The organism is Streptomyces sp. ICC4 (assembly GCF_003287915.1).
GTDB lineage: Bacteria > Actinomycetota > Actinomycetes > Streptomycetales > Streptomycetaceae > Streptomyces > Streptomyces tritrimontium.
The window spans coordinates 2082846-2108877 of sequence record NZ_CP030286.1 but is presented as its reverse complement, the minus strand read 5'-3'; the positions used below and the strand labels follow the sequence as shown (position 1 = coordinate 2108877).

General features: G+C 72.1%; 31 protein-coding genes and 1 pseudogene. 11 read left to right on the top strand and 21 right to left on the bottom strand.

Translation table 11 applies throughout. The features are described 5' to 3' along the window. Positions 1-176 precede the first annotated feature (176 nt). The 4 genes from DRB89_RS09720 to DRB89_RS09705 all read right to left on the bottom strand — a co-directional run bounded on the left by DRB89_RS09720 (position 177) and on the right by DRB89_RS09705 (position 2992). Positions 177-488 (bottom strand): DUF4229 domain-containing protein, encoded by a 312-nt coding sequence (locus DRB89_RS09720; RefSeq protein ID WP_112447505.1) that lies wholly within the window; start codon positions 486-488, stop codon positions 177-179. Between the two features lie 120 nt (positions 489-608). Beyond that, positions 609-1142 carry a GNAT family N-acetyltransferase gene (locus tag DRB89_RS09715; RefSeq protein ID WP_112447507.1) on the bottom strand — a complete coding sequence of 178 codons (534 nt, stop codon included), beginning with the start codon at positions 1140-1142 and terminating at the stop codon, positions 609-611. Positions 1143-1277: 135 nt separating this feature from the next. Further along, positions 1278-2441, bottom strand: a complete 1164-nt coding sequence (gene mqnE / locus DRB89_RS09710) for an aminofutalosine synthase MqnE (RefSeq protein ID WP_112447509.1) — start codon at positions 2439-2441, stop codon at positions 1278-1280. 95 nt (positions 2442-2536) lie between these two features. Continuing rightward, entirely contained in the window at positions 2537-2992 is a 456-nt protein-coding gene (locus DRB89_RS09705; protein ID WP_112447511.1) for an Lrp/AsnC family transcriptional regulator, read from the bottom strand. 130 nt (positions 2993-3122) lie between these two features. Here DRB89_RS09705 and DRB89_RS45920 point away from each other — a divergent pair, with 130 nt between their 5' ends. Next, positions 3123-3257 carry a hypothetical protein gene (locus DRB89_RS45920; protein WP_275431884.1) on the top strand — a complete coding sequence of 45 codons (135 nt, stop codon included), beginning with the start codon at positions 3123-3125 and terminating at the stop codon, positions 3255-3257. Here the strand turns inward: DRB89_RS45920 and DRB89_RS09700 are convergent. Further along, complete coding sequence (locus DRB89_RS09700) at positions 3254-3937, bottom strand: UbiX family flavin prenyltransferase (RefSeq protein WP_112447513.1); 684 nt, start codon at positions 3935-3937, stop codon at positions 3254-3256. The genes DRB89_RS45920 and DRB89_RS09700 overlap by 4 nt on opposite strands. Before the next feature lie 140 nt (positions 3938-4077). Between DRB89_RS09700 and DRB89_RS09695 the strand changes: the two genes are divergently transcribed. Further along, on the top strand, positions 4078-4683 hold the full coding sequence (locus DRB89_RS09695) for a rhomboid family intramembrane serine protease (protein WP_112453250.1): 606 nt from the start codon (positions 4078-4080) through the stop codon (positions 4681-4683). An 18-nt stretch (positions 4684-4701) separates the two neighbouring features. Here the strand turns inward: DRB89_RS09695 and mqnP are convergent, their stop codons facing one another. Genes mqnP through DRB89_RS09675 form a run of 4 tightly spaced genes read right to left on the bottom strand, consistent with a single transcriptional unit; the run spans position 4702 to position 7947 of the window. Then, positions 4702-5625, bottom strand: a complete 924-nt coding sequence (gene mqnP, locus DRB89_RS09690; protein WP_112447514.1) for a menaquinone biosynthesis prenyltransferase MqnP — start codon at positions 5623-5625, stop codon at positions 4702-4704. Further along, positions 5622-6023, bottom strand: a complete 402-nt coding sequence (locus tag DRB89_RS09685; protein ID WP_112447517.1) for a hypothetical protein — start codon at positions 6021-6023, stop codon at positions 5622-5624. The genes mqnP and DRB89_RS09685 overlap by 4 nt, the downstream gene beginning before the upstream one ends. Then, entirely contained in the window at positions 6020-6493 is a 474-nt protein-coding gene (locus DRB89_RS09680) for a hypothetical protein (RefSeq protein WP_112447518.1), read from the bottom strand. Before DRB89_RS09680 ends, DRB89_RS09685 begins: the two co-directional genes overlap by 4 nt. Next, on the bottom strand, positions 6490-7947 hold the full coding sequence (locus tag DRB89_RS09675) for a menaquinone biosynthesis decarboxylase (RefSeq protein WP_112447520.1): 1458 nt from the start codon (positions 7945-7947) through the stop codon (positions 6490-6492). The genes DRB89_RS09680 and DRB89_RS09675 overlap by 4 nt, the downstream gene beginning before the upstream one ends. A gap of 89 nt (positions 7948-8036) precedes the next feature. On the opposite strand from DRB89_RS09675, the gene DRB89_RS09670 reads away from it, so the two are divergent. Continuing rightward, the gene (locus DRB89_RS09670; protein ID WP_112447522.1) at positions 8037-8432 is read left to right on the top strand and encodes a PLD nuclease N-terminal domain-containing protein; all 396 of its coding nucleotides are present in this window, start codon (positions 8037-8039) and stop codon (positions 8430-8432) included. Positions 8433-8435: 3 nt separating this feature from the next. On the opposite strand, the gene DRB89_RS09665 is transcribed toward DRB89_RS09670, so the two are convergent. Then, positions 8436-9356, bottom strand: coding sequence for a LysR family transcriptional regulator (locus DRB89_RS09665; protein ID WP_112447529.1), 921 nt, complete (start codon positions 9354-9356; stop codon positions 8436-8438). A gap of 180 nt (positions 9357-9536) precedes the next feature. Between DRB89_RS09665 and DRB89_RS09660 the strand changes: the two genes are divergently transcribed. Then, positions 9537-10994: an MFS transporter gene (locus DRB89_RS09660; RefSeq protein WP_239516763.1), complete on the top strand. Its 1458-nt coding sequence runs from the start codon at positions 9537-9539 to the stop codon at positions 10992-10994. Here DRB89_RS09660 and DRB89_RS44385 read toward each other — a convergent pair. After that, positions 10995-11183 (bottom strand): annotated as a pseudogene (locus tag DRB89_RS44385) (cupin); the annotation flags it as partial. 158 nt (positions 11184-11341) lie between these two features. Between DRB89_RS44385 and DRB89_RS09650 the strand changes: the two are divergent. Both DRB89_RS09650 and DRB89_RS09645 read left to right on the top strand, forming a co-directional pair. Beyond that, the gene (locus tag DRB89_RS09650) at positions 11342-11827 is read left to right on the top strand and encodes a MarR family transcriptional regulator (RefSeq protein WP_112447535.1); all 486 of its coding nucleotides are present in this window, start codon (positions 11342-11344) and stop codon (positions 11825-11827) included. A gap of 70 nt (positions 11828-11897) precedes the next feature. Then, entirely contained in the window at positions 11898-12179 is a 282-nt protein-coding gene (locus DRB89_RS09645) for a hypothetical protein (protein WP_112447537.1), read from the top strand. 127 nt (positions 12180-12306) lie between these two features. On the opposite strand, the gene ccsB is transcribed toward DRB89_RS09645, so the two are convergent. The 7 genes from ccsB to hemL form a co-directional block, all read right to left on the bottom strand. Further along, positions 12307-13419 carry a c-type cytochrome biogenesis protein CcsB gene (ccsB, locus tag DRB89_RS09640; protein ID WP_112447539.1) on the bottom strand — a complete coding sequence of 371 codons (1113 nt, stop codon included), beginning with the start codon at positions 13417-13419 and terminating at the stop codon, positions 12307-12309. Continuing rightward, the gene (locus tag DRB89_RS09635; protein ID WP_112447541.1) at positions 13419-15170 is read right to left on the bottom strand and encodes a cytochrome c biogenesis protein ResB; all 1752 of its coding nucleotides are present in this window, start codon (positions 15168-15170) and stop codon (positions 13419-13421) included. The genes ccsB and DRB89_RS09635 overlap by 1 nt, the downstream gene beginning before the upstream one ends. 13 nt (positions 15171-15183) lie before the next feature. Next, a complete protein-coding gene (locus DRB89_RS09630) occupies positions 15184-15969 on the bottom strand; it encodes a cytochrome c biogenesis protein CcdA (protein WP_112447543.1) in 786 nt (261 codons plus the stop codon). 4 nt (positions 15970-15973) lie between these two features. Next, positions 15974-16612, bottom strand: coding sequence for a TlpA disulfide reductase family protein (locus DRB89_RS09625; protein ID WP_112447545.1), 639 nt, complete (start codon positions 16610-16612; stop codon positions 15974-15976). A gap of 99 nt (positions 16613-16711) precedes the next feature. Then, on the bottom strand, positions 16712-17953 hold the full coding sequence (locus DRB89_RS09620) for a hypothetical protein (RefSeq protein WP_112453251.1): 1242 nt from the start codon (positions 17951-17953) through the stop codon (positions 16712-16714). 209 nt (positions 17954-18162) lie between these two features. Further along, positions 18163-18870, bottom strand: coding sequence for a histidine phosphatase family protein (locus DRB89_RS09615; protein WP_112447547.1), 708 nt, complete (start codon positions 18868-18870; stop codon positions 18163-18165). Further along, entirely contained in the window at positions 18867-20189 is a 1323-nt protein-coding gene (gene hemL / locus DRB89_RS09610; RefSeq protein ID WP_112447550.1) for a glutamate-1-semialdehyde 2,1-aminomutase, read from the bottom strand. Before hemL ends, DRB89_RS09615 begins: the two co-directional genes overlap by 4 nt. A 133-nt stretch (positions 20190-20322) precedes the next feature. Here hemL and DRB89_RS09605 point away from each other — a divergent pair, with 133 nt between their 5' ends. Next, a complete protein-coding gene (locus DRB89_RS09605) occupies positions 20323-20919 on the top strand; it encodes a hypothetical protein (protein WP_162688519.1) in 597 nt (198 codons plus the stop codon). Positions 20920-21028: 109 nt separating this feature from the next. On the opposite strand, the gene DRB89_RS09600 is transcribed toward DRB89_RS09605, so the two are convergent. Next, positions 21029-21928 (bottom strand): NADP-dependent oxidoreductase, encoded by a 900-nt coding sequence (locus DRB89_RS09600; RefSeq protein ID WP_112453252.1) that lies wholly within the window; start codon positions 21926-21928, stop codon positions 21029-21031. A gap of 156 nt (positions 21929-22084) precedes the next feature. Here DRB89_RS09600 and DRB89_RS09595 point away from each other — a divergent pair, with 156 nt between their 5' ends. Beyond that, entirely contained in the window at positions 22085-22504 is a 420-nt protein-coding gene (locus tag DRB89_RS09595) for a helix-turn-helix domain-containing protein (protein ID WP_112447557.1), read from the top strand. 40 nt (positions 22505-22544) lie between these two features. Further along, the gene (locus tag DRB89_RS09590) at positions 22545-23312 is read left to right on the top strand and encodes a Mut7-C RNAse domain-containing protein (RefSeq protein WP_112447559.1); all 768 of its coding nucleotides are present in this window, start codon (positions 22545-22547) and stop codon (positions 23310-23312) included. Here DRB89_RS09590 and DRB89_RS09585 read toward each other — a convergent pair. After that, on the bottom strand, positions 23300-23830 hold the full coding sequence (locus tag DRB89_RS09585) for a hypothetical protein (protein WP_343234508.1): 531 nt from the start codon (positions 23828-23830) through the stop codon (positions 23300-23302). The two genes, DRB89_RS09590 and DRB89_RS09585, sit on opposite strands and share 13 nt — an antisense overlap. A 195-nt stretch (positions 23831-24025) precedes the next feature. Here DRB89_RS09585 and DRB89_RS09580 point away from each other — a divergent pair, with 195 nt between their 5' ends. Beyond that, positions 24026-24802: an SDR family oxidoreductase gene (locus tag DRB89_RS09580; RefSeq protein WP_112447561.1), complete on the top strand. Its 777-nt coding sequence runs from the start codon at positions 24026-24028 to the stop codon at positions 24800-24802. Positions 24803-24822: 20 nt separating this feature from the next. On the opposite strand, the gene DRB89_RS09575 is transcribed toward DRB89_RS09580, so the two are convergent. After that, positions 24823-25554, bottom strand: coding sequence for a polysaccharide deacetylase family protein (locus DRB89_RS09575; protein ID WP_112447562.1), 732 nt, complete (start codon positions 25552-25554; stop codon positions 24823-24825). A 182-nt stretch (positions 25555-25736) separates the two neighbouring features. Between DRB89_RS09575 and DRB89_RS09570 the strand changes: the two genes are divergently transcribed. Further along, positions 25737-26009, top strand: coding sequence for a Uma2 family endonuclease (locus tag DRB89_RS09570; RefSeq protein WP_239516068.1), 273 nt, complete (start codon positions 25737-25739; stop codon positions 26007-26009). The last annotated feature ends 23 nt before the right edge of the window (positions 26010-26032 follow it).

Sequence of the window (26032 nt, the reverse complement as noted above, 5' to 3'; positions counted from 1 at the left end):
TGAACACGCTAACACTTCTCCTTTGGGAATCCCAAAGGAGAACTTTGGGTCGAGGCGGCGGCCCCGGAAACGCCGAAAGCCCCGGCACCACGGGCGGTTGACCCGGTGCTGGGGCGATTCGATGCGTTTCGGCGCGCTTGGGGATGTGATGCACCCCACGCGGGGCGGCCGCGCCGCTACTGGCCGGCGCGCGCGGCGTCGTCGACGCCGTCCTCCTGGTTGCGGTTCGCGGCGAGCTTCTGCTTCGCACCCGCGACGCGTCCGGAGATGGTCGCGGACATCTCGTCGCGCTGCTTGCGCAGCAGGACGAAGGAGAGCGGGGCGGAGAGCACGAGGGCGAGCAGCACGACCCAGGCGAAGTTGGCGTCGCCGAGGCCCGAGGGCACCCAGCGCAGCCGGACCAGGACGGCGACGAGGACGAGGCACCCGACGAAGATCCCCAGTCGCATCGCGGTGTATCGGATCGTCGCGCTCGGCTTGAGGGACACGGTGACCCCTGCTCTCTTCTCGTCCGTTCGCCGCTCGTACGTCGGCTCGTGCCCGTCCAGTGAAGCACGTCCGCCCCGGGCTCCGGCCCCTCGGGGTCGCGCCCCCGGCAGCCGCGCAGGTCAGTGCAGCGGCAGGAGGAGGGTGATGTCGTCGCGGTCGTCGCCGGGGGCCACCCGGATGGCGTCGGGGACCCGGCCGACCTCCTTGTAGCCGCAGGCCGCGTAGAAGTGCTCCAGTCCGTGGCCGCCGCGGCAGCCCAGGCGCAGGGCGTCGATGCCGGGGAGGGAGCGGGCGGCGGCCTCGACCGCGGCCATCAGCTCCCGGCCGCGGCCCGCGCCTTGGTGCCGGGGGTGGACCATCACCGTGTATACCCACAGCCAATGCCGCTGGAGGTGGTGGGCGTTGTGGGAGAGGAAGGCCGTGGCGGCGACCCGGCCCTCCCCGTCGTGGCCGACGAGCAGGCGCATCTCGCCGGTCGCCACCTTCGCGAGCTGCCCCGCCAGCGCGGGACGGATGTCGCCGGCGGTGACGGGCGGCACGAAGCCCACCGCCCCGCCGGCGTTGGTGACGTCCGTCCACAGCTCCAGGATCCCGTCGCTGAGGGCGGGGTCGACGGCGGCGGCGCTCGGTTCGAAGGTGTAAGTAATGGGCACTCTTGAAGATTAACCATTACGCACGGGGTGCGCAAAAGAGGCCCGCCCGGACCCGGGTACGGCGCCGCCCCGGCCCCCGCCACGAGGGCGGGAACCGGGGCGGCGCTGCGGAGCGGAGCCGGGGGCGGGCCGGGGTCAGACCCGCATCGCCTGCGGGGTCTCGCGCAGGCCCGCGTCCGGGCCGGGGTACTCGCGGATGATCTCGTAGCGCGTGTTGCGCTCGACCGGGCGGAAGCCCGCGTCGCGGATCAGCTCCAGCAGGTCCTCGCGGCCCAGCTTGTTCGGGGTGCCGTAGTTGTCCGCATCGTGCGTGATCTTGTACTCGACGACCGAGCCGTCCATGTCGTCCGCGCCGTGCTGCAGCGCCAGCTGGGCGGTCTGCACGCCGTGCATGACCCAGAAGACCTTCACGTGCGGCACGTTGTCGAAGAGGAGCCGGGAGACCGCGAAGGTCTTCAGCGCCTCGGCGCCCGTCGCCATCGTCGTGCGCGCCTGGAGCTTGTTGCGGACCTTGCCGTCCTTCATGTCCACGAAGTCGTGCTGGTAGCGCAGCGGGATGAAGACCTGGAAGCCGCCGGTCTCGTCCTGCAGCTCGCGCAGCCGGAGCACGTGGTCCACGCGGTGGCGCGGCTCCTCGATGTGCCCGTAGAGCATGGTCGACGGGGTCTTGAGGCCCTTCGAGTGCGCGAGGCGGTGGATGCGCGACCAGTCTTCCCAGTGGGTGCGGTGGTCCACGATGTGCTGGCGGACCTCCCAGTCGAAGATCTCCGCGCCGCCGCCGGTGAGGGACTCCAGGCCGGCTTCGATCAGCTCGTCCAGGATGTCGGAGGCCGACATGCCGGAGATCGTCTCGAAGTGGTGGATCTCGGTGGCGGTGAACGCCTTCAGCGAGACGTTCGGCAGCGCCTTCTTCAGCTCGGAGAGCGAGCGCGGGTAGTACCGCCACGGCAGGCTGGGGTGCAGGCCGTTGACGATGTGCAGCTCGGTGAGGTTCTCGTTCTCCATGGCCTTGGCCAGGCGCACGGCCTCCTCGATGCGCATCGTGTACGCGTCCTTCTCCCCCGGCTTGCGCTGGAAGGAGCAGTAGGCGCACGACGCGGTGCACACGTTCGTCATGTTGAGGTGACGGTTGACGTTGAAGTGGACGACGTCGCCGTTCTTGCGCGTGCGCACCTCGTGGGCGAGGCCGCCGAGCCAGGCCAGGTCATCCGACCCGTAGAGGGCGATGCCGTCCTCACGGGTCAGCCGCTCGCCGGAGCGAACCTTGTCCTCCAGCTCACGCTTGAGCCCAGCGTCCATGCCCGGTCCTCTCCTCTGTCCTCATGTGTGCGCGCGTCCCGCGGGCACCCGCGTCCCCTTGGTGCAGGCGCCCCGCGACCGTCCCAACCGTACTCTCAGGCTTCCTCGGGCAGACCCCCGACCCGGTTCTCCCACTTGGTGGAGAGCACGATCGTGGTGCGCGTGCGCGAGCAGCCCTTGGTGCCCGAGAGCCTGCGGATGATCTTCTCCAGCCCGTCCACGTCGTTGGCGCGCACCTTCAGCATGAAGGAATCGTCGCCGGCGATGAACCAGCAGTCCTCGATCTCCGAGAGGTCGCGCAGCCGGCGGGCCACGTCCTCGTGGTCCGCGGCGTCGGAGAGGGAGATGCCGATCAGCGCCGTGACGCCGAGGCCGAGCGAGGCCGCGTCGACGGTCGCGCGGTAGCCGGTGATGACTCCGGCCGTCTCCAGCCGGTTGATCCGGTCGGTGACGCTGGGGCCGGAGAGGCCCACGAGCCGGCCCAGCTCCGCGTACGAGGCACGTCCGTTCTCACGAAGTGCCTGGATGAGCTGCCTGTCCACCGCGTCCATATACCTGGAGCCTTCCATTATTCGGCGATCCCTCAAGTTTACGTATAGAATCAAAGGCACACAGGGTCGACACCCTGTGAATCTTTCAACAGATCAACGATGATCTGACAATCTTCAGGAGTGGTTCACCGTGTACACGATCGAGATGGCCTACGCGCACATGCGACAGCTCCAGGAGCTGGCCAACCGATCCCGCACCGACCAGCCCGCCGCCGCACACCGCGTCGACAAGACCCGCAAGCCGGGGCGCGCCAAGAAGCGCTAGCCACCGCTCGCCTCCCGGGGACGGGAGCCTCCGAGCTCCCCCTCCCACCGGCGGTACAGCCCGTGCGGCACCCCTGCCGCGTCGAGCACCCGCCCCGCGACGAAATCCACCAGATCCTGGATGTGCGTCGCACCCGCGTAGAACGCCGGAGAGGCGGGCAGCACCACTGCGCCCGCCTCGTCCAGCGCCACCAGCTGCTTCAGCGTCTGCCCGCTCAGCGGGGTCTCCCGTACCGCGACCACCAGCCGGCGCCGTTCCTTGAGCGTCACGCTCGCCACCCGCTGGAGCAGGTCCTTCGACAGCCCGAGCGCCACGCCGGCCACACAGGCGGTGGAGGCGGGCACGATCAGCATCCCCTTGACCGGGTACGAGCCGCTGCTCGGCCCGGCCGCCAGGTCGCCGGCGCCCCAGTGGCGGACCCCGCCCAGCTCCGGCCGCGCATACGCGGCGGGCTTGCCGTCGGCCCCCCGCTGCAGCCACTCCGCCAGGTCGTCGCGCCAGTGCGCGTCGCGGAAGGCGATCCCCGTCTCGTCCAGCAGCGTCAGCCTCGATGCCCGGCTCACCACCAGGTCCACGCTCTCGCCCGCCGCCAGCAGCCCGCGGATCACCGCCGCCGCGTACGGCGTCCCGGACGCCCCGGAAACCCCGACCACCCACGGGGTGCGCTTGCCCTCAGTCATACCTCCGAGACTATCCGGCCACCGCTCATGGGCACTGGCTAAGGTGTCCGCACGTTCAAGGGGTGGACACGGCAGAGCGGGGCGGAGACGGCATGAGCGGGATCGGGAGCGCCGGCGGGCACGGGGCGAGCGGCGGCGGGATGCGCGGGAGCGGGGTGAGCGCGGGCCGGTGGAGCCGGACGGGCCGGGCCGCCGCGGCGGCGAAGCTGATGCTGGGCTGGGTGGCCCTGCTGTGGCTGATCGAGGTGTACGACCACGCCACGGGCCACTCGCTCGACGCGTACGGGATCACCGCGCGGGAGGCCGAGGGCCTGACCGCGATACCCCTGGCGCCGTTCCTGCACTTCGGCTTCGACCACGTGGCGTCCAACACCGTCCCGCTGCTGGTGCTCGGCTTCGTGACCGCGCTGAGCGGGATCGGCCGCTTCCTGGCCGTCTGCGCGGCCATCACCGTCGCCGACGGGTTCGCGGTCTGGCTGATGTCCCCGTCGCACAGCATCACGGTGGGCGCCTCGGGCCTGATCTTCGGCCTCTTCGGCTACCTGCTGGTCCGCGGCTTCGTGGAGCGCAACCCGCTGGGCATCGCGGTCGCCGCGGTCATCGCGGCGGTCTGGGGCACGACCTTCCTGGCCGGAGCCCTCCCGACGGACTCCATGGTCAGCTGGCAGGCCCACCTCTTCGGCCTCCTGGCGGGCGCGGCCACGGCCCTGCTGGCCCGGCCCCGGCCCGAGGTGGCGGCGGTCTAGTGCTGTGCTGCGACCGGGTTACAGCGACAGGCCCCGGACCACCAGGTCGAGCAGGGCGCAGACGAACAGGGCCATGCCGATGAAGCCGTTCACCGTGAAGAAGGCGCGGTTCAGGCGGGACAGGTCGTGCGGCGTGACGATGCTGTGCTCGTAGAGGAAGGCCGCCACGACGACCAGCAGGCCGAACCAGAACAGCGGGCCGGCGTCCGTCGCGACGGCGTACCAGGCCAGCAGGGCCGTGGTCACGACGTGCGCGCCGCGGGCGCCCCACAGGGCGGCCGGGATGCCGAAGCGGGCCGGGACGGACTTGACGCCCTCGGCGCGGTCGGCGGCCACGTCCTGGCAGGCGAAGATCAGGTCGAAGCCGCCGATCCACACGCCCACCGCGAGCCCGAGGATCACCGCGTCCCACGACCACTCGCCGGTGACCGCGAGCCAGGCCCCGATCGGCCCGATGGCCTGGGCGAGGCCGAGGATGGCGTGCGGGAAGTTCGTGAACCGCTTCCCGTACGGGTAGAGCACCATCGGGACGACGGCGACCGGCGCCAGCATCAGACAGAGCGGGTTCAGCAGCGCCGCGGACGCGAGGAAGACGACGAGCGCGAGCCCGGCCCCGGTCCACGCGGACCGCACGGACACGGCGCCGGTGACCAGCTCCCGCCCGGCGGTGCGCGGGTTGCGGGCGTCGATCTCCCGGTCGATGATCCGGTTCGCGGCCATGGCGAAGGTCCGCAGCCCCACCATGCAGACGGTGACGAGCAGCAGCTCGCCCCAGTGCATCCGCCCGTCGAGCGTGAACATGGCGGTGAGCGCGGCGGTGTAGGCGAAGGGCAGCGCGAAGACCGAGTGCTCGATCATCACGAGCCGCAGGAAGGCCTTGACCTTGCCGGCGGCCTGAGGCGCGGGACCGGAGCCGAGTACGTCCTCAGCGGCGGATGTCATACGAGGTCCCTCCGGAAAGCTTCGAGGTCGGCCCGCAGCCCGTCGAACGGGACCGGCCCGATCTCCATGTCGAGGTGATTGGTCGTGTCGTGCCCGAGCGGGGTGAGCCGGGCCACGAACGCGAGGTCGCCGTCGCCCGCGGGTATCGCGGCCAGCCGCAGCGGGTTCGCGCGGCTCTCGCTGACCTCGTCCCAGAAGGCCTCGGGTTCGGCGGCGCGAAGGCGGGCCAGCAGGCGCTCCGCGAAGGCGGTGACCTCCTCGGCCTCCACGTACGCCTCGAAGTCTGCGGTGAGCTCACCGCCCCAGTCGGCCGTGACGCGCCAGCCGTCGCCCGCCCGCTCGGGAGCCGTCAGCGCGACCCAGACCTCGTCACTGCCGATCCGGAGTCTCGGGGTCACGCAAGGCTCCGGCGGAAGTCTTCGAGGTCGGCGAGGAGCTCCGCCGCGGGGAGTGCGCCGAGGTCCAGGGTCTGGGGGGCGGCGCCGTCCTCGTGGCCCTCCGGCGGGGTGACCAGGGCGGAGAGCAGCCAGGCGTCGCCGGACGGGCGGGCGTCCAGGCGCAGGAAGTTGCCGGCCTCGGCGGTGAAGGGCTCGGCCGCCGCCAGGGCCTGCTGGAGCTGCTGCGCGAAGTCGTCCGCCTCGATGTCCCGCGCGCCGGGCAGCTCGAAGCCGCCGCCCTCGCCGTCCTCGTCGAGCATCAGCGCCCAGACGTTGCCGGGGCCCGCGAACTCCTCGGGGGAGACGCCCGCCTCCTCGGCGGCCAGCCGGACGCCGGGGTCCGCGGGGTCGAGCTCCGGGCGCACCAGGGCCACGTAGACCGTGTCGGTGCCGATGAAGAGGGCGGGCCCGCCCATCTCGATCTCGCTCACAGTCCGTATTCCTTCCAGCGCTGGTCCACCAGGGCGGCCGTGGCCGGGTCGGACTCGACCATGTCGGGCCAGCCGCCGTCCCGGGTGTAGCCCTCCGTCGGCAGCTTCTTCGTCGCGTCGATGCCCGCCTTGCCGCCCCAGAACTGCTGGTACGAGGCGTGGTCCAGGTGGTCGACCGGGCCCTCCACGACGGTGAGGTCGCGGGAGTAGTCGGTGTTGCCGAGCGCCCGCCACGAGACCTCGTGGAGGTCGTGGACGTCGCAGTCCTTGTCCACCACGATGATCAGCTTGGTCAGCGACATCATGTGCGCGCCCCAGATGGCGTGCATGACCTTCTGCGCGTGCTTCGGGTACTTCTTGTCGATCGAGACGATCGCGCAGTTGTGGAAGCCGCCCGACTCGGGGAGGTGGTAGTCCACGATGTCCGGGACGATGATCTTGAGGAGCGGCAGGAAGAAACGCTCCGTCGCACGCCCCAGCGGCCCGTCCTCCGTGGGCGGCCGGCCGACCACGATCGACTGGATCAGCGGACGCTTGCGCATCGTCACGCAGTCGATCGTCAGCGCGGGGAACGGCTCCTGCGGGGTGTAGAAGCCGGTGTGGTCGCCGAAGGGCCCCTCCGGCAGCGTCTCCCCCGGCTCCAGCCAGCCCTCGATGACGACCTCGGCGTGGGCCGGGACCTGGAGCGGGACCGTCTTGCAGTCCACCATCTCGATCCGCTTGCCCGCCACGAACCCGGCGAAGAGGTACTCGTCGATGTCGCCCGGCAGCGGCGCGGTCGACGCGTACGTCACGGCCGGCGGGCAGCCGAAGGCGATCGCGACCGGCAGCCGCTCGCCCCGCGCCGCGGCGACGGCGTAGTGGTTGCGGCTGTCCTTGTGGATCTGCCAGTGCATGCCGATGGTGCGCTTGTCGTGGCGCTGGAGGCGGTACAGGCCGAGGTTGCGCACGCCCGTCTCGGGGTGCTTGGTGTGCGTCAGGCCGAGGTTGAAGAAGGACCCGCCGTCCTTGGGCCAGGTGAAGAGGGCCGGCAGCTGGTCGAGGTCCACGTCGTCGCCGGTGAGGACGACCTCCTGGACGGGCGCGGAGTCGCCCTTCACTTTCTTCGGCGGCACGTGCACCATCGAGCCGAGCTTGCCGAAGGCCTCGCGGACGCCGATGAAGCCCTGCGGCAGCTCCGGCTTCAGCAGGCCGCCGATCTTCTCGCTGATCTCGGCGTACGACTTGAGCCCGAGGGCCTTGAGCAGCCGCCGGTCGGTCCCGAAGACGTTCATGGCCAGCGGCATCGCCGAGCCCTTGACGTTCTCGAAGAGCAGCGCGGGTCCGCCCGCCTTGTTCACTCTGTCGACGATCTCCCCGACCTCTAGGTACGGGTCGACTTCGGCCTTGATGCGCTTGAGGTCGCCCTCTCGCTCCAGAGCCCGGAGCAGCGAGCGGAGATCGTCGTAAGCCATAGGGTTCAGTATCGGTCACCGGCTACGCTGGGCGTATCACCGGGGCCGTCGAATCGAGCCCCGCCATTGCTTCCAGGGGGCTGTTCCGCATGATCCGGGCGCTGATGTTCATCCTGCCGCTGGCGCTGACGATCTACGCGTTCATCGACTGCCTCAACACCCCCGAGGACGAGGCCAAGCACCTGCCCAAGGTCGTCTGGGTCATCATCATCCTGCTCTTCTGGATCGTCGGCCCGATCGTCTGGTTCGCCGCGGGCAAGGTGCGCCGCGCCCCGGCCGGCGGCCGTACGCCCTCCGAGTGGCACCGCAACCACCGCCACGAGTGGGTCGCCCCCGACGACAACCCGGAGTTCCTCACGTCCCTCCGCGAGGAGAACAAGAAGGACGAGGGCGTCCTCAAGGGCTGGGAGGCGGACCTGCGCCGCCGCGAGGAAGAACTGAAGCGGCGCGAGCAGGACACGGACAAGGACAAGGGCACCAGCTGAGTCCTACGCGGCCCCGCCCGGCGGCGCCGGGCGGCGCACCGCCGCCCGCTGCACCGCCTGCGCGAAGGCCCGTACGGGGGCGGTGAGGTCGGCCGCGCGCCAGACGAGGCCGAAGGCGGCGGGCTCCGCGTCCGCCACGGGGACGTAGGCGACGCCGGGGCGGGCGTGGTAGGTCGCGGTGTGGGCCGAGGTCAGCAGGGCGCCCTCGTCGGCCGCGACCAGCATCAGCGCCTCCTGCAGGTTCGTCACCTCCGGGCCGCGCCGGATCGGCCGCCCGCCCGGGGTGCGCGCCGGAGCGTGGTGTTCGCGCAGGTACGCGGGCAGGTCCCCGGCGACGGACAGCAGCGCGACCCCTGCCAGCTCCTCCCGCGTCACGGAGTCCCGCGCGGCCAGCGGATGCCCGGCGGCCACGGCCAGCACCCGCTCCTCGGTGAACAGCGCCGGCCCCTCCCCCAGATCTGCCTCGCGCACCGGGAACTCGGCGAGCGCGAGGTCGAAGCCGCCGCCGCGCAGCTGCCCGTACGGGTCGGAGAGCGGCACCTCGCACACCTCGACGGCGATGCCCGGGTGCGTGGTGCGCAGGGCCCGCGCGGCGCGCAGGACGAGCTCTCCCGCGGGCGGGGTGGTGAAGCCGACGTGCAGCACCCCGTCAGCGGCGCGGGCGGTCGCCGCGGCCCGGTCCAGGGCGGCGGCGATGCCGCGGTGGTGGGGTTCCAGATCGGCGTGCAGCTGCGCGCCGAGGGCGGTGAGGGCGACGCTGCGGCTGGTGCGCAGGAACAGCCGGGCGCCGACGCGCCGTTCGAGGCGCTGCACGAGCTGGCTGACGCGGGCCCTGGAGAGCAGCATGCGCTCGGCGGTGCGGCCGAAGTGCAGTTCCTCGGCCAGGATCAGGAAGCAGTCCAGCTCGTCGCGATCGGTAAGCATGGCTGAACGAACGTTGAGTTCTTCGGCGTTGTTCCCCGGCGGGCGGCGGGCGAGGGTGGTTGAGCCGGCAACTTCCTGCTCCTTCCCTCCTCCGTCCTGCGAGGTCCGTCCATGCGTACCGACCGAGATTCCGCCCGAGGTTCGGCCCGAGACTCCGCCCGGGATTCCGCCCCGAACTCCATCCGGGGGCGCCGGCTCGGCGTCCTGCTCGTCCTGTGCGGCGCGATCTTCCTCGAAGGCATCGACGTCGCGATGCTGAACGTCGCCCTGCCCTCGATCCGCGCCGACCTCGGCCTGGAGACGGGCACGCTCCAGTGGGTGATGAGCGCCTACGTGCTCGGCTACGGCGGCTTCATGCTGCTCGGCGGCCGCGCGGCCGACCTCTTCGGGCGCCGCCGGATGTTCGTCGGCTGGCTGACGGTCTTCCTGCTCTTCTCCGGGCTCGGCGGGCTCGCCACCGAGGGCTGGCAGCTGATCGCCGCGCGCTTCGTGACCGGGGTCGCCGCCGCGTTCATGACCCCGGCGGGCCTGTCGATCATCACCACCGGCTTCGACGAGGGGCCGCAGCGGGAACGGGCGCTGCTCGTGTACTCGGGCACGGCGGCCGGCGGGTTCTCCGTCGGGCTGGTCGCGGGCGGGCTGCTCACGTCCTTCGGGTGGCGGTGGGTGTTCTTCGCTCCCGTCGTGCTGGCCGCGCTGGTCCTGGCGGGCGCGCTGGCCTTCGTACCGAAGCCCGAGCACTCCAAGCGGCCCGCGCGGGCGGACCGGGGCCGGATCGACGTGTGGGGCGGGGTGCTCGTCACCGCGGGCGTCGTCCTGCTCGTCCTCGGCATCGAGGAGGCTTCGGTGCCCGCGGCGGTCGCGGGGCTGGCGCTGCTCGGGGCGTTCGTCCTCGTCGAGCGGCGCGCTGCCGAGCCGCTGGTCCGGCTCGGGATCCTGCGCTCCCCGGGTCTGCTGCGGGCCAACGCGGTGGCGCTGCTGTTCTCGGCCGCGTTCTTCGGCTTCCAGTTCCTGGTGGTGCTCTACCTCCAGGAACTGCGGGGCTGGTCCACCCTGCAGACCAGTTTCGCGATGCTGGTGATCGGCGTCGACGCGGTGCTGTCGCCGACCGTGGTCCCCCGGCTCGTCGGGCGGTACGGGAACGGCCGGCTGATCTTCGGCGGCTTGCTGCTGGCGGCGCTGGCGTACGGGCTGTTCCTGCCGCTGGGCGCGGACTGGACGTACCTGGCGATGCTGCCGGGCCTGGTCCTGCTGGGGCTGGCGTTCGCGCTGGTCTACGGGCCGCTGACGATCGTCGCGACCGAGGGGGTCGAGGAGTCGGAGCAGGGGCTGGCGGGCGGGCTGCTGTACACGGCGTTCCAGTTCGGCGCGGCGCTCGGGCTGGCCGGCGTGACGGGGGTGGCGGCGGGCGCCGCCGACCCCCTGGACGGCTACCGGGCGGCGCTGCTCGTCCCCTTCGCGGCGGTGCTGGTGGCGGCGGCGGTCTCCCTGCCGGGGCTCCGGCGGGGCTCACACCGCCCACGGCAGGGGGCGGGTGCCCTCGGTGCCGGGGACGGAGACGAGGCCGTCGGCGCGCATGACGACGTGGACCTCGGTGTCCGCGAGGGCGTGGACGTGGCGCAGGACGTCCGGGGGTAGGACGGCGGCCTGGCCCGCGGCGACCTTCTCGGTCCGGCCGCCACAGGTGATCTCCAGTGCGCCGGCGGTGACCGTCCACACCTGTTCGCGGCTGAGGGAGTGCTCGGGGCCGGTGATCCCGGCGGGGATGGCGGCGTGCCAGGTACTCAGCTCGCTGCTTCCCCGGCTGGGGGAGGCGAAGCCGGTCATGGTGGCGTTCGGGGTGGTGATGACGTGCTCGGGGGCCGTGGTGATCACGTGCATGGCGGGTCCTTCGCTTCCTCGGGTCCGGCGGGTCCAGCCGGTAAGTCAAGCTGCTTTACTCATTCGAGTAAAGCAGCTTGACCTACCTGTGTCACCATGTTTCCGTGACCGACCAACAAAGCGACGAGGGCGGCGACGGCGGCACCGAGCTGGTCTTCCTCCTCGGCCTCGGCTTCCAGCTGCTGCTCGGCGAGTTCACCCGCCGCCTCGGGGAGGCCGGCCACGCCGACGGCCTGCGCCCGCTGCACGGCATGGTCTTCCAGGCCCTGGGAGGCCGGGGTGCCACCGCGACCGAGCTCGCCGAGCGGCTCGGGGTGACCAAGCAGGCCGCCGGGCAGATCGTCGACGACCTGGAGCGGCGCGGATACGTCCGGCGCGAGCCGCACCCCGGGGGCGGCCGCCGCAAGCTGGTCGTGCTGACCGACGCGGCCAACGCCCACCTCCACGCAGCCGGTCGGGTCCTGCACGAGCTGGAGGCCGAGCTCGGCCGCGACAGCGTCGACCTCGCCGCCCTGCGCGCCGAGCTGGGCCGACTGGTCGGCGCCCTGAACGGCGACGGACCGCTGCCGGCGCTGCGCCCCGTCTGGTGACGCCCCGCCACGGCCCGCACCACCGGCACGGCCGGAGTGGCCGGAGTGGCCGATGGGGCTGCCGTGACCGATGAGGCCTGCGCGGCTGTTACGACCGACGCCACAATTCGTCGGCACCTGGCGCTGCGTCGAGGGCACCGAGGTCGTCTTCCGCGCCGACGGGACCGCCTCCGTCACCCTGCTGGACGGCCAGGAGCGCGACTACGACAGCGGCTGGCGCGTCTCCGGCCCCGCCACCTGGACGCTGCCGGCGGCCCAGCCCGCCGGCTGGAACGAGCGGCGGGGCCTGGAGCTGTACTTCTACGGGGACCCGGGGGCGCGCAGCCCGTACGTGCTGGAGCGCGACCCCTGACCGCCGGGGGTCGAGAGGGCCCGAGGACCCGCCGGCCGGGCCCCGGGAACGCCGAAGGGGCCGGGCCGCCTTCCGGCCGGCCCGGCCCCTTCGCCCCGCCCCGCGGTGTGCGGTGTGCGGTGTGCGGTCAGACTCCCGCGTAGGAGTGCTTGCCGCTCAGCAGGATGTTGACGCCGTAGTAGTTCCAGATCCAGCAGGCGAAGGCGAAGAGCGCGAGGTACGCGGCCTTGCGGCCCTTCCAGCCGGCGGTGGCGCGGGCGTGCAGGTAGCAGGCGTAGGCGACCCAGGTCACGAAGGACCAGACCTCCTTGGGGTCCCAGCCCCAGTAGCGGCCCCACGCGTCGCCGGCCCAGATCGCGCCCGCGATGATCGTGAAGGTCCACAGCGGGAAGACGGCCGCGTTGATGCGGTAGGAGAACTTGTCGAGCGAGGCCGCCGACGGGAAGCGCTCCCAGACCGAGGTGGCGAACCTGCCCGGCTTGTCGCCGCGCGCGAGCTTCGCCTCGTAGGAGTCGCGGAAGAGGTACATGACCGCGCCGGCCGCGCCGATGTAGAAGACCGCGCCGCAGAAGATCGCGGTGGAGACGTGGATCCACAGCCAGTACGAGTGCAGGGCCGGGACCAGCTGGTCGCTGTCGGTGTAGAGCACGGTGGTGGCGATGCCCAGGTCCAGCAGGACCGTGGTGACCAGGAACAGGCCGAGCCAGCGGACGTTCTTCTTCAGCGCGAGGAGCGCCAGGTACGCACCGACGGCCACCGTGGAGAAGGTGATCGAGAACTCGTACATGTTGCCCCAGGGGGCCCGCTGCACCGACATGGCGCGGGCCACGACCCCGCCCGCCGCGAGGAGGAAGCCCAGGGCGGTCAGCGAGACCGCGATCCGCCCGTACAGGTCGCCCTGGACGGTGCCGCCGGCGGCGCCGGGGCCGTCCGGGACGTCGCGGGTGCCGGCGGCGCTGCGCGTGACGACCTTCGGCTTGTCGAGGACGGCGGTGCCCCCGGTTTCACCGGCTCCACCGGAGCTTCGCGCCCCCTTCTGCCGCACCTGCACGGCGGGGGCGTCGGCCGACGCCCCGGACGAGGTGAGCGCGGCGGCCGTACGGGCCACCTTGCTGCGGCTGCCGAAGATCCACTCGGTGATGTGGGCGAAGAAGGCGAGCGTGTAGACCGCCATCGACGCGTAGATCAGGTTGTTGCTGAGGTGAGCCAGACTCTCGTTGGCTGCGGCCGCGAGCTGCATCAGGCGCGCTCCCCTTCGACTTCGTCTTGGGCAGGTGGGGTGGGGGCCGGCGCCGCCGTGGGCGCCTGCTGGTGGAGCGCGCCGGCCAGCGCCGACAGCTCCTCGGGCAGCTTGGCGGACTCGCTGCGGCCGAGGCCCGCCATCTCGACGACGGTGACGCCGTCCTTCCCGGCGACCGCCCGGATCCAGATCCGGCGGCGCTGGATGAACAGGGAGCCGGCGAGGCCCGCGATGGCCGCGATCGCGCCCGCGAGCGCGAGGCCGCTGCCCGGCTGGTGGGTGACCGAGAAGGTCGCCCAGCGTTCGATGCCCTCGAACTTCACGGTGCCCTGGCCGCCGGGCAGCTCCATGCTCTCGCCGGGGAGCATCCGCTTCGCGAACGGCGTGCCGTCCTCGGTCTTGAACTGCTCCATCTTCCTGGTGTCCAGCTGGTACACGTTCTGCGGCAGGCCCGAGTCGACTCCGAGGCTGCCGTGCCACGCGTTGAGCGCGAGCGCCGGGAAGTCCAGCTCCGGGAACTGCGAGAACATCGTGCCCTGGCCGGCTCCCGCGAAGGTGGGCACGAAGACCGCGGTGAAGCCGAGCTGCGTGGCCTTCCCGTCCTTGTCCTTGTAGCCGTCGGTGACCTTGACCGCGCCGGCGGAGGTGAGGTTGCCGTCCTGCGGCAGCATCGGCACCGCGTCCTTGTAGATCACCTTGCCGGTGGAGTCGGTCACCGAGATGACCGGCGCGTAGCCGTGGCCGAGCAGGTAGACCTTGGAGCCGTCCACCTCCATCGGCTTGTTGACCTGGATCTCGCGCTTCTCCGGCTTGCCGTGCGCGCCGTCGGTGAAGGTGACGTACGCCTTGAAGTCGCGCGGGGTGCCCTTCTGCGGGCCGGTGCGCTCGTACGTGGCGTCGAACTTGTCCAGCGTGAAGGAGAAGGGGGGCAGGTCGTCGGGGTCGAAGAAGCCGCCCGACTTGAAGTCGTCGTACTGGGTGAGCGTGTTCGAGAAGCCCTTGCCGCGCAGGACGAGCTTGCCGCCCTCGGACTTGAAGTTCTGGCCCCAGGCGAAGGCGATCAGCATCACGATCAGCGCGACGTGGAAGCTCAGGTTGCCGGCCTCGCGCAGGTAGCCCTTCTCCGCGGAGACCGAGCCCTCGCCCGCCTCCGTGCGGAAGCGGCGGCGCCCGAGCAGGTCACGGCCGCGGGAGAGCACCTCGTCCGGGGACCTGTCGGTGCGCCACGTCGTGTACGCGGGCATCCGGTCCAGCCGCCTGGGGGCGGCCGGCGGGCGGCCGGTGAGCTGGCCGACGAACTGCCAGGTGCGGGGCAGGATGCAGCCGATCAGCGAGATGAACAGCAGCAGGTAGATCGCGGAGAACCACACCGAGCTGTAGACGTCGAAGAGCTGGAGCCTCTCCGCGAGGGTCACCCAGGAGGCGTGCTCCTTCTTCCAGGCGGCGACCTTCATCAGGTCGACCTGGTTCTGCGGGACCAGCGAGCCCGGGATGGACGCCAGGGACAGCAAGAAGAGCAGGAGCAGCGCCACCCGCATGGAGGTGAGCTGCCGCCAGAACCAGCGGGCCCAGCCGAGCACGCCGATGCCCACGGGGCCGCCGGGGGCGTCCTCCAGGGGGGCGGTGGACAGCTGTGCGCCGGCGGCCGCCTCGGCGGTGGCTTCGGCACTGGCCGTCGCCTCGGCCTCGGTTGTGGCCCCGGCCGCGGAATCGTTCGGCGCCTCGGAGGGCGCCTTGTCGGTCGTACTCATGTCCGTGTAGTCCTCAGATCCCCACCGTGAAGCCTTGGGTCCAGCTCTGCATGTCGCTGACGATGCTGCTCCACAATCCTGTGACGAGCAGCAGACCGGTCACGATCAGCATGCCGCCGCCGATGCGCATCACCCACGCGTAGTGCTCCTTCACCCAGCCGAACGCGCCGAGCGCCTTGCGGAAGGCGAGGGCCGTGGCGATGAAGGGCAGCCCCAGTCCCACACAGAAGACCACGGTCAGCAGCGCGCCGCGGCCCGCGGTCGCCTGGTCGATGGACAGGGTGCCGACGGCGGCGAGGGTCGGGCCCATGCAGGGGGTCCAGCCGAGGCCGAAGAGCACGCCGAGCACGGGCGCGCCGACGAGGCCGACCGCGGGCTTCTTGTGGAAGCGGAACTCGCGCATCGTCAGGCCGGGGATCGCCCCCATGAAGAACAGGCCGAGCAGGATCACCAGGCCGCCCAGCACCCGGGAGATGACTTCCTTGTGCGCGTCGAGGGTCTGCCCGAAGTAGCCGAACAGCGCGCCCGTCGAGACGAACACGGCGGTGAAGCCGAGGACGAACAGGCTCGCGCCGGCGAGCATCCGGCCGCGCCGGGCCTCGGCGAGGTCGGCTCCGCCGACGCCGGTCACGTAGGAGAGGTAGCCGGGGACGAGCGGCAGCACGCAGGGGGAGAAGAAGGAGACCAGCCCGGCGAACAGCGAGATCGGCAGGGCCAGCAGCAGGGCGCCGTTGAGGACGGTCGTGTTCACGCCGGTCGACTCGGCGGCCAGGACGGCCTCGGAGAGTGCGGTGACCACGAGGTCACTGCTCCGCGAGGACGGGGTCGATCATCGAGCGCAGCTTCTCGGCGTTGACCGCCGCCAGCGTGCGGGCGGCGATCTTGCCGTCCTTGTCGAGGATGATCGTGGACGGGATGGCCTTCGGGTTGAGCGAGCCCTCGGGGAAGCGGAGCATCAGCTTGCCGATCGGGTCGAAGAGGCTCGGGTAGGTGATCCCGTAGGTCTCTTCGAAGGCGGCGGCGTTCTCCTTGGTGTTGTCCCGGGTGTTGATGCCGACGAAGGCGACGGGCTGCCCGGCGGCCTCCAGTTCCTTGGAGACCTGCGCGAAGTACGGGGCCTCCCCCCGGCACGGCGGGCACCAGGAGCCCCAGACGTTGAGGACGACGACCTTGCCCTTGAGCTCGGTGGTGTCCAGCGTCTTGCCGTCGACGGTCTCGCCGTCGAGCTTGGGTGCCTCGATGCGGTCGGCCTTGGCCGCGGTGGAGATGCCGTTGGAGCCCGTCACGTAGTTGCCGCCGGCGGAGCCGGCGGACTTGGCCCCGCCCGCATCGCACGCCGCGAGGGTCAGGGTGCCCGCGAGGGCCGCCGCGGTCAGCAGGATGGCGCGGCCACCGGTCGAGCGGCGGCTTCTTCGACTGACACGCGCGCGGCTAAGGCTCATGTGAAAAGTTTCGCATGAGCGATTTGCGGATCTTGCGCGCCCCCCGAGGCCGTGCTGAGCCGCTGGTCAGGCGGCGACCCGCGGCCGAACCCCGGCCCGTCAGCCGGCCGCGAGATGCGTGGCCCAGCCACCGGTCGGCGATTCGCCCGGTCCCAGGGTGCGCAGTCTGGCCAGGACCTTGGGGTCCTGCACGTCGAGCCAGTCGGCGAACTGCCGGAAGGACACCAGCCTTACGTCCCTTTTGTCTGCCATGCCCTTGAGGGCCTCCTCGACGGCGTCCATGTAGATGCCGCCGTTCCACTCCTCGAAGTGGTTGCCGATGAACAGGGGTGCGCGGTTGGTCTCGTAGGCCCGCTTGAAGCCGCCGAGGTAGGCGGCGGTGGCCTGGGTGCGCCAGGCCGGGTAGTGGGACGGGACGCCCTTCGTCGTGTTCTTGGACTGGTTCGCGAGGATGTTGTAGTCCATCGACAACACCTCGAAGGAGTGCCCGGGGAAGGGCAGGGACTGCAGCGGCAGGTCCCACAGGCCCCCGCGCTTGACCGGCCACTGCTGGAGTCCGCCCGGCGAGCTGGAGTCGTAGCGCCAGCCCATCCGCTGGGCCGTCGTCAGCAGGTTGTCCTGGCCGAGCAGACAGGGAGTGCGGGCCCCGACCAGCTCCTTGCGGTAGTCGAAGGGCAGCGGTTCGAGGTCGGTGAAGCCGGTGTTGCTCCGCCAGTTGGTGACGAAGGACACGGCCTGGTCGATCTCGCTCTGCCAGTCCTCGGGGGTCCACCTGCCGACCGAGCCCGGGCCGCCGCAGAAGTGCCCGTTGAAGTGGGTCCCTATCTCGTGGCCGTCGAGCCACGCCTCGCGCACGTACGTGAGGGTGTTGCGGACGTTCTCGTCCTTGAGGTAGCCGATGTCGGAGGCGCCGACGGGGTTGTTCGGCGGCCGGTAGAGGTGCTTCTTGGACTCGGGCAGGAGGTAGATCCCCGAGAGGAAGAAGGTCATCGCCGCGCCGTGGTCCTTGGCGAGCTTGAGGAAGCGGGGGAAGAGGCCGTTGCCGATCTCGCCCGCGCCGTCCCAGCTGAACACCACGAACTGGGGCGGGGTCTCGCCCGGCTGGAGGGGTACGGGGGCGGCCGGCTGGTGGGGCTGCGGGCCGGTGTCGGCGGTGGAACCGTCCCCGATGGGCTTGACGGCCGGGCCCGCCGGTCCGCTGGGCCCGGGACCGCCCGGCGGGTCGGCCTGGCCGGCGGCGCCCGTACCGGACGGACCGCCGATGCCGCAGCCGGCGAGGCCGGCCGCCGCCGCGGCGCCAAGTCCGAGTCCGAGCACTCCCCTTCGACTGAAGACGCTCATGTCGCTCATGTCGCTCATGAAATGTCATACAAACGGACAATTCGGCGAAGCCGGAGGGCGACACGGCCGAGCGGAGCAACTTATATGAAATTAGGCAGAGTATTGACCAAACGGACACGGACACGGGCCCGGGGCCGCGGCCCCCAGGGGCCGAGCCCGGGCCCGCCCCCTGGGGCCGGGCCCGGCAACCCGTACCGCCCGGACGGGGCCTACGCGCCGAACGCCTTCGACTTCCCCTTCACCGGCTTCGCCCCCGCGAGGAGGTGCGCCGGGACCAGGTCCCGGGCCGGCTCGCTGTAGCCCACCGACACCAGCTTGTCGCCCTGGTAGGTGAACGAGGTCAGCGAGGCCAGCGTGCACTGGCGGCGGCGCGGGTCGTGCCACAGCCGCCGCTTCTCCGCGAAGCTCCGTACGATCCAGATCGGCAGCTGGTGGCTGACCGCCACGGCCTCGTGGCCGCGGGCCGCGTCGCGCGCCGTCTCGATCGCGCTCATCATCCGCACGACCTGCTCGACGTACGGCTCGCCCCAGGACGGCTTGAACGGGTTCGTCAGGTGCTTCCAGTTCTCCGGCCTGCGCAGCGCGCCGTCGCCGACGCCGAAGGTCTTGCCCTCGAAGACGTTGCCCGCCTCGATGAGGCGGCCGTCGGTCGCCAGGTCCAGCCCGTGCGCCTTCGCGATCGGCGCCGCCGTCTCCTGGGCGCGCTCCAGCGGGGAGGCCACGACGTGCGTCACGTCCCGGCTCTCCAGGTGCTCGGCCACCCGGTCCGCCATCTGGCGGCCGAGCTCGGAGAGGTGGTAGCCGCCGCGGCGGCCGTAGAGGACGCCCTCCGGGTTGTGCACCTCGCCGTGGCGCACCACGTGGACGACGGTGATCTCGGAACCGCTCCCGGTCCCGTCGGTGCTCGCGCCGCTCATGCGGTGGCCTCCGCGGCGGCTCGGGCGGCGGCCGGCAGCGCGGCCGCGATGCGCTCGATCGCCTTCTCGTCGTGGGCGGTGGACACGAACCACGACTCGAACGCCGACGGGGGCAGGTACACGCCCTGCGACAGCATCGAGTGGAAGAAGCCGTTGAAGCGGAAGGACTCCTGCTTCTTGGCGTCGTCGTAGTTGCGGACCTCGTCCTCGGTGAAGAAGACGGAGAACATGTTGGAGGCCGTCTGCAGCCGGTGCGCGACGCCCTCCTTGGAGAGCGCGCCCGTCACCAGCGACTGGATCTCCTTGGACACCGCGTCGACCTTGACGTACGCCGCGTCGTCCAGCAGCCGCAGCTGCGCGAGGCCGGCCGCCGTCGCGATCGGGTTCCCGGAGAGCGTGCCCGCCTGGTAGACCGGGCCGACCGGAGCCAGGTGGCCCATCACGTCGGCCCGGCCGCCGAACGCGGCCGCCGGGAAACCGCCGCCCATGACCTTGCCGAAGGTCATCAGGTCGGGCTCGACCCCGTCCACGCCGAACCAGCCGGCGCGGGAGGTGCGGAATCCCGTCATGACCTCGTCGGAGATGTACAGCGCGCCGTTCGCGCGGCACAGGTCGGCGAGCCCCTGGTTGAAGCCCTCGCCCGGGGTCACGACGCCCATGTTGCCGGGCGCCGCCTCGGTGATCACACAGGCGATCTCGCCGGGGTGCGCGGCGAAGGCCGCGCGGACCGACTCCAGATCGTTGTAGGGGAGCACGATCGTGTCCCCGGCCTGCGCGCCCGTCACACCCGGGGTGTCCGGCAGCGCGAAGGTCGCCAGGCCCGAGCCGGCGGCGGCCAGCAGCGCGTCCACGTGCCCGTGGTAGCAGCCGGCGAACTTCACGATCTTGGCGCGGCCGGTGAACCCGCGGGCGAGGCGGATCGCGGACATGGTCGCCTCGGTGCCCGAGGACACCAGGCGGACCTGCTCCACGGGCGCGATCCGCGCCACGATCTCCTCGGCGAGCGCGACTTCCCCCTCACCGGGGGTGCCGAACGACGTGCCGCGGACGACGGCGGCCTGGATGGCCTCCACCACGGCCGGGTGGGCATGGCCGAGAATCATCGGCCCCCACGAGCAGACCAGGTCGACGTACTCGCGCCCGTCGGCATCGGTCAGGTACGGACCAGTACCGGACACCATGAACCTGGGCGTTCCGCCCACGGCGCGGAAGGCGCGCACAGGGGAGTTCACGCCGCCAGGCGTCACGAGGGACGCGCGGTCAAAGAGAGTCTGCGAGACTTTGGCTTCATACGGGTACGGGTAGCTCACACCAGCCATGGTCTCAGAGGCCGCGACTGACTTGCGGACGGGCGTTTCACCGCGCCGCCCCGGGGGAGGTCACTGCCATGATGATCAGGCTGCGTGGCGGGGGCCGCGGGGCCGGGGCAGGCAAGACCAGTCGGGTGGATATATGCAACGCGGTGGTGGACCGGGCGAGGGCACGGACGACCTCGATCCGCAGCGCGCCCGCGAACGTCGCCGCGGCAAGCACCGCCGCCGCGCCACGGACGCGGCCGAGCACGTTCCGGGCCCGGCCCAGGACCCCGACAGCCTGCCCAGAGGGCGCGGAATGGGCGTGACGTACAAGTACTTCGGCGCGCCCGACGGGGCCACGGCCGCGCGCGTCCCGGTGACGATGCGGCCGGAGCAGCTGGGCGGCGACGAGCTCGGCATGGGCGGCATGTTCAGCAAGATCAAGCCGGAAACGGTCGCCGCGATGGTCCTGACCGGCATCGAGGGCATACCCCTGCACAAGGTGCCCCCGCTGGAACTGGTCGTCCTCCACCCCGACTACGCCGTCGTCAAGCTCCCGATGACGGTCGTCGACCCGCTGCGCGACATCGGCGAGGAGTCGGTGGGCGCCGCCGCCTTCATCTGGTCCACGGTCCCCGACCGCGGCGGCCCGCGCGACGCGTTCAACGTCTACCAGCTGCTCCACGAGTGGCAGGACTTCTCCCACCGCCTCCACGAGGCGGGCCACCAGCCGTACTGCCTGGTCTGGCCGTAGCCGCTCGGCGCGGCCCGGCAGCCGCCGGACTCCGCTCGGCCCCGCAGCCACCGGAATCCCCTCGGCCCGGCAGCCGCCCGCCCCGGCAGCGGCCCGGCCCGGCCCGGTGTCAGGCCACCCTCAGGACGATGCGGCCGCGAAGGCCGCCGTCCGCGAGGCGGGCGTGCGCCTTGGGGGCCTCCGCCAGGGGAAAGGTTTCCGCCACCCGCAGCGTCAGCTCCCCCGCGTCGACCAGCGACACCAGGCGGGCCAGGTGCGCGCCGTCCGCCGCGACCTCCTGTTCCACCACCCGGACGCCCCGCTCCGCCGCCGGCGCCGCGCCGGGGATCAGGCCGACGTAGGCACCGCCGTCGCGGACGAAGGCCAGGGCCGGCCCGCCGAGGACCGCCGTGTCCACGACGCCGTCCACCGCGGCGGCCGGAGCCGAGCCGCGGGGGACGAAGGCGGCCGCGCCCAGCGAGCGTACGAGCTCCTCGTCCTCGGGACCCGCCAGGGCCGTCACCACGTAGCCGGCCCGCACGGCCAGCTGCACCGCGAGCCCGCCGACCACCCCCGCCGCGCCCGTGACCAGGACCGAAGCCCCCGGGGCCAGCTCCAGCAGGTCCACCGCCCGGGCCGCAGCCAGCCCGCTCAGGGGCAGCGCGGCGGCGGCCTCCGACGAGACCGAGGCCGGGGCCGCCGCCACCGCCGAGGCGTCCAGGACCACGTACTCCGCGTGCGTGCCCAGCGGCTTGACCGGCCCGTAGTGCAGGCCCACCACCCGGTCGGCCACCGCCCAGCCGTCCACGCCCGCGCCGAGCGCGTCCAGCTCGCCCGCCACGTCCCACCCGAAGCCGAGCCGCTGGCCCGCGCCGCCGAAGACCCCGGCCCGCACCGCGCCGTCGACCGGGTTCAGACCGGCCGCCCGGACCCGTACCCGGACCTGTCCCGCACCCGGCTGCGGGACCGGGACCCGGACGACCTCGATCCGCTCGGGTCCGCCGAAGGCATCCGCCACCACGGCCCGCATCGTCGCCGCTGTCGCCGTCTTCTGGTTCTCGCTCATGATCGTCACTCCCGTTGTGGCTGGTTCCGGCTTCCCGGTGCTCACTAACGTAGGGAGAGCTACTGTCGATCGGTAAGTACGCACTCCGGAGTGCGTACCCGACCCGGAAGTGGGGTACCCATGGCCACCCGTACCGCCGCGGACCGCCGCGAGGAAGCGCGGTCCGCCTACGAGGACTTCCTCAAGGACTGCCCCACCAGCCAGCTCATGGCCCGCATCAGCGACAAATGGGTCGGCCTCATCGTCAGCGCCCTCGACCGGGCCGAGGACCGGACCCTGCGCTACAGCGACCTCGGCCGCGAGATCCCCGGCGTCAGCCAGAAGATGCTCACCCAGACCCTGCGCTCCCTGGAGCGCGACGGCCTCGTCACCCGCACCGTCACCCCCACCGTCCCGGCCCGCGTCGACTACCGGCTCACCGCACTCGGCGCCAACCTCAGCTGCCTGCTCGGCTCCGTGAGGCAATGGGCCGAGAACCACTTCGCCGAGGTCAACGCCCACCGCGAGCTCCACGACAAGTCGACGGCGGCGGCCCCGTAAATCCCCGCCGGCTCCCGGGCGGCAGTGGCATGCTGACCCCGTGAACGGACCCGGCATTCAGCTCACCCTCGCCCCCGAACTGCACGTCTTCGCCTCGCCCGCCCGGCGCGGCGCACGCGTACCGACGACGACCGACGGCGTCTCCAGCCTCGGCCACGTCGTCGAATCGGCCGGCATCCCGCTCACCGAGGTCGGCCGGATCCTCGTGGACGGCACCGAGACGCCCGTCTCCCACGTGCCGCTGGCCGGGGAATCGGTCGAGGTCTTCGGCGTCGACCGCCCCCAGCAGGTCCCCGGCGTCCCCGACACCGCCCCGCTGCGCTTCCTCCTCGACGTCCACCTCGGCACCCTCGCCCGCCGCCTGCGCCTGCTCGGCGTGGACGCCGCGTACGAGAGCGAGGACATCGGCGACCCGGCCCTCGCCACCCGCTCCGCCGCCGAGCGGCGCGTCCTGCTCTCCCGCGACCGCGGACTGCTGCGCCGCCGCGAGCTCTTCGCCGGCGCGTACGTCTACAGCGACAACCCCGAGGAGCAGGTCCGCGACATCCTGGGCCGCTTCGCCCCCGCCCTCACACCGTGGACCCGCTGCACCGCGTGCAACGGCGACCTCCGCGCGGCCGACAAGGACAGCGTCGGCGACCGCCTGGAGAACGGCACGCAGCGCTCGTACGACGTCTTCGCCCAGTGCGCCGGCTGCGAGCGCGTCTACTGGCGCGGCGCCCACCACGCCCGCCTGGAGAAGATCGTCGACGAGGCCCTCGCCGAGTTCGGCCCCGCCGCGCAGGAGCAGCGGTCTCAGAAGGCGTAGCTGTCGCCCGTGTCCAGGGCCAGCACCGCGTGCTCGTTGTTGGCGTGGTTCCGGTCGGTCGCCCCGCCGTTCCACAGGGTGTCGACCCGCAGCACCACCTCCGCCACCGGCTCCTTCAGCTCCAGCACCAGCCCGATGTGCCGGCCCCGCCCGTGCAGCGGCAGCTCCCCGGTCTCGCAGACCACCTCGCGCACTCCGGCCCGCGCGCAGCCCCCGGCCAGCTCCTGGCGGTCCGCGAGGTCGGCGGACAGCCGCAGCCGTACGGTGGCGTTCGCCAGCGCGGCCGGGCCCTCGTTCTCCGGGACCAGCAGGATCCGCAGCCGGCCCCGCGCCAGGGCGAGTCGCCCGTGGTACGCCACGTCGGCCTCCGGGCCGCTCCGGGCGGAGGCCGCGTGGGCACTCCCGGCGCCGCCGATGCCCGCGACACCGCCCACGCCCATGCCCCCGACGCTTCCCGTCCCGCCGAGCAGCACCAGCAGCCCGGCCACCACCACACTCCGTACGGCACCTCGGCGCACCGCCACCACCTCCTCGCGCGGACGCTAGCCACCCCGTCCGCCCGCCGGTCGGACCATCACACGAATGAGGGCGATTCCTCCCCCCATCTGCGCGCGCGGGCTTCCGGCCATGCCCGCCCGACGGCCGGTGGGCACCGACCCGACCCGCATATGCTGGCGGGTAATCACCCGTACGAACGCACGAGGAGCCAGCTCATGAGCACGGCCACGGCCCCGGCCGCCATCCGAACCGCCGTCGTCACCGGCGCGAGCAGCGGCATCGGCGCGGCCACCGCCCGCCAGCTCGCCGCCGCCGGCTACCACGTCGTCCTCACCGCCCGCCGCAAGGACCGCATCGAGGCCCTCGCCGCCGAGATCACGGCCGCCGGCCACCAGGCCACCGCCCACGCCCTCGACATCACCGACCGCACCGCCGTCGACGCCCTCGCCGCCTCGCTCCAGCGCTGCGACGTGCTCGTCAACAACGCCGGCGGCGCCATCGGAGCCGAGCCCGTCGCCACCGGCGACCCCGCCGACTGGCGCACGATGTACGAGGTCAACGTCATCGGCACGCTCAACGTCACCCAGGCGCTGCTCCCGGCCCTGACCGCCTCCGGCGACGGCACCGTGGTCGTCCTGTCCTCCACCGCCGGCCACTCCGCGTACGAGGGCGGCGCCGGCTACGTCGCCGCCAAGAACGGCGCCCGCGTCCTGGCCGAGACCCTCCGCCTGGAGATCGTCGGACAGCCCGTCCGCGTCATCGAGATCGCCCCGGGCATGGTCAAGACCGAGGAGTTCGCCAAGACCCGCTTCCGCGGCGACGCCGACAAGGCGGAGAAGGTCTACGCCGGCGTGGCCGAGCCCCTCTCCGCCGACGACGTGGCCGACACCATCACCTGGGCGGTGACCCGCCCCAGCCACGTCAACATCGACCTGCTCGTGGTCCGCCCCCGCGCCCAGGCCTCGAACACGAAGGTCCACCGCGAGCTGTAGCCGTACCGGCCCCCAGGGCCCTACGGGACCAGCCCGGCACTCTTCAGGTGCGGCATCAGGGCCGCCGGCTTCAGCCCGGCGGCCTTCGCCGCGTCCAGGGCCCGCTGCAGGTCCGCGCCGAGCGTCGGCGTGAAGTGCAGCAGCACGATGTCACCGGCGCGCAGCTGTGGCGTCGCGGGCGTCTCGCCCCACGTGGTGAAGTCGTGCGTCCACGTGATCAGCGCCTTGACCCCGCACGCCTTGGCCGCCAGCCGCACGTCGTCGTTCACGGCCCCGAACGGCGGCCGCAGCAGCTTCGGCTCCTTCCCGAAGGTCGCGGCCAGCTGCTCCCCGGCGCCGCACACCTCCGCGTCCTTGCCGGCGGCGTCGAGCGCGGTCAGGTCGGGGTGGTTGACCGTGTGGTTCTCCACGCTCACCCGCCCCTGCCCGGCGAGGTTCGTGAAGTACTGGGTGTCGTACGAGGTCGCGCCCGGCAGCAGGAACAGCGAGACGGGGATCCGCCGGTCGAGGAGGGTCTGCGCGACGGCCGGGTCGTGCACCCACCCGTCGTCGATGGTGATGAACACGACCTTCTCGTCGGTCGGCACGTGCGACACGACGGGCGGCAGCCCGGCCTTCCGCGGGGCCGCGGCGACGGCGGCCCCGGCGGCCGGAGCAGGCTCCCCGGACCCCACGGCACCGGCGGTCCCGACGACCCCGAGGGCGAGCGACAACGACGCGAGCGCGGCAAGAAGCGCGCGAGATCTCCACATGCGGCACACCTTGGTCTAGACCAACTCCCCCCGTCAATCCCCTTGCGCGGGACTTTTCCACCCCGAAATCACCTTCCACTGAGGGGAGTTGAGGCAAAGAGGCCGCCACACCTCCCGCGGCACATCCGCCCGACGGCCCGGATGGCCCCGTACGGGTGAAGTCGTGCGGAATGTCGGCTCCAATGAGCTACCGGCCCGACGTCTTCCGCATGATCCTTGAGGTCACTTCCTCGAACTGGGCGGACGACACCGGCACCAAGGTGGACGCTTACGCTCGGGCGGACGTTCCCGTCTACGTCATCGCCGATCGGCACCACGACGAAGTCGTGATCTACACGGACCCTCGCGCCGCGCGCTACCGCCTGCGCAGGACCTTCAAGCGCGGCACGACACTCCCGCTGCCCGACCACCTCGGGGTGAACATCGAGCTGTCGGTGGACATGCTGCTCGACTGACCGCTACACGCGGAGGAGCCCGG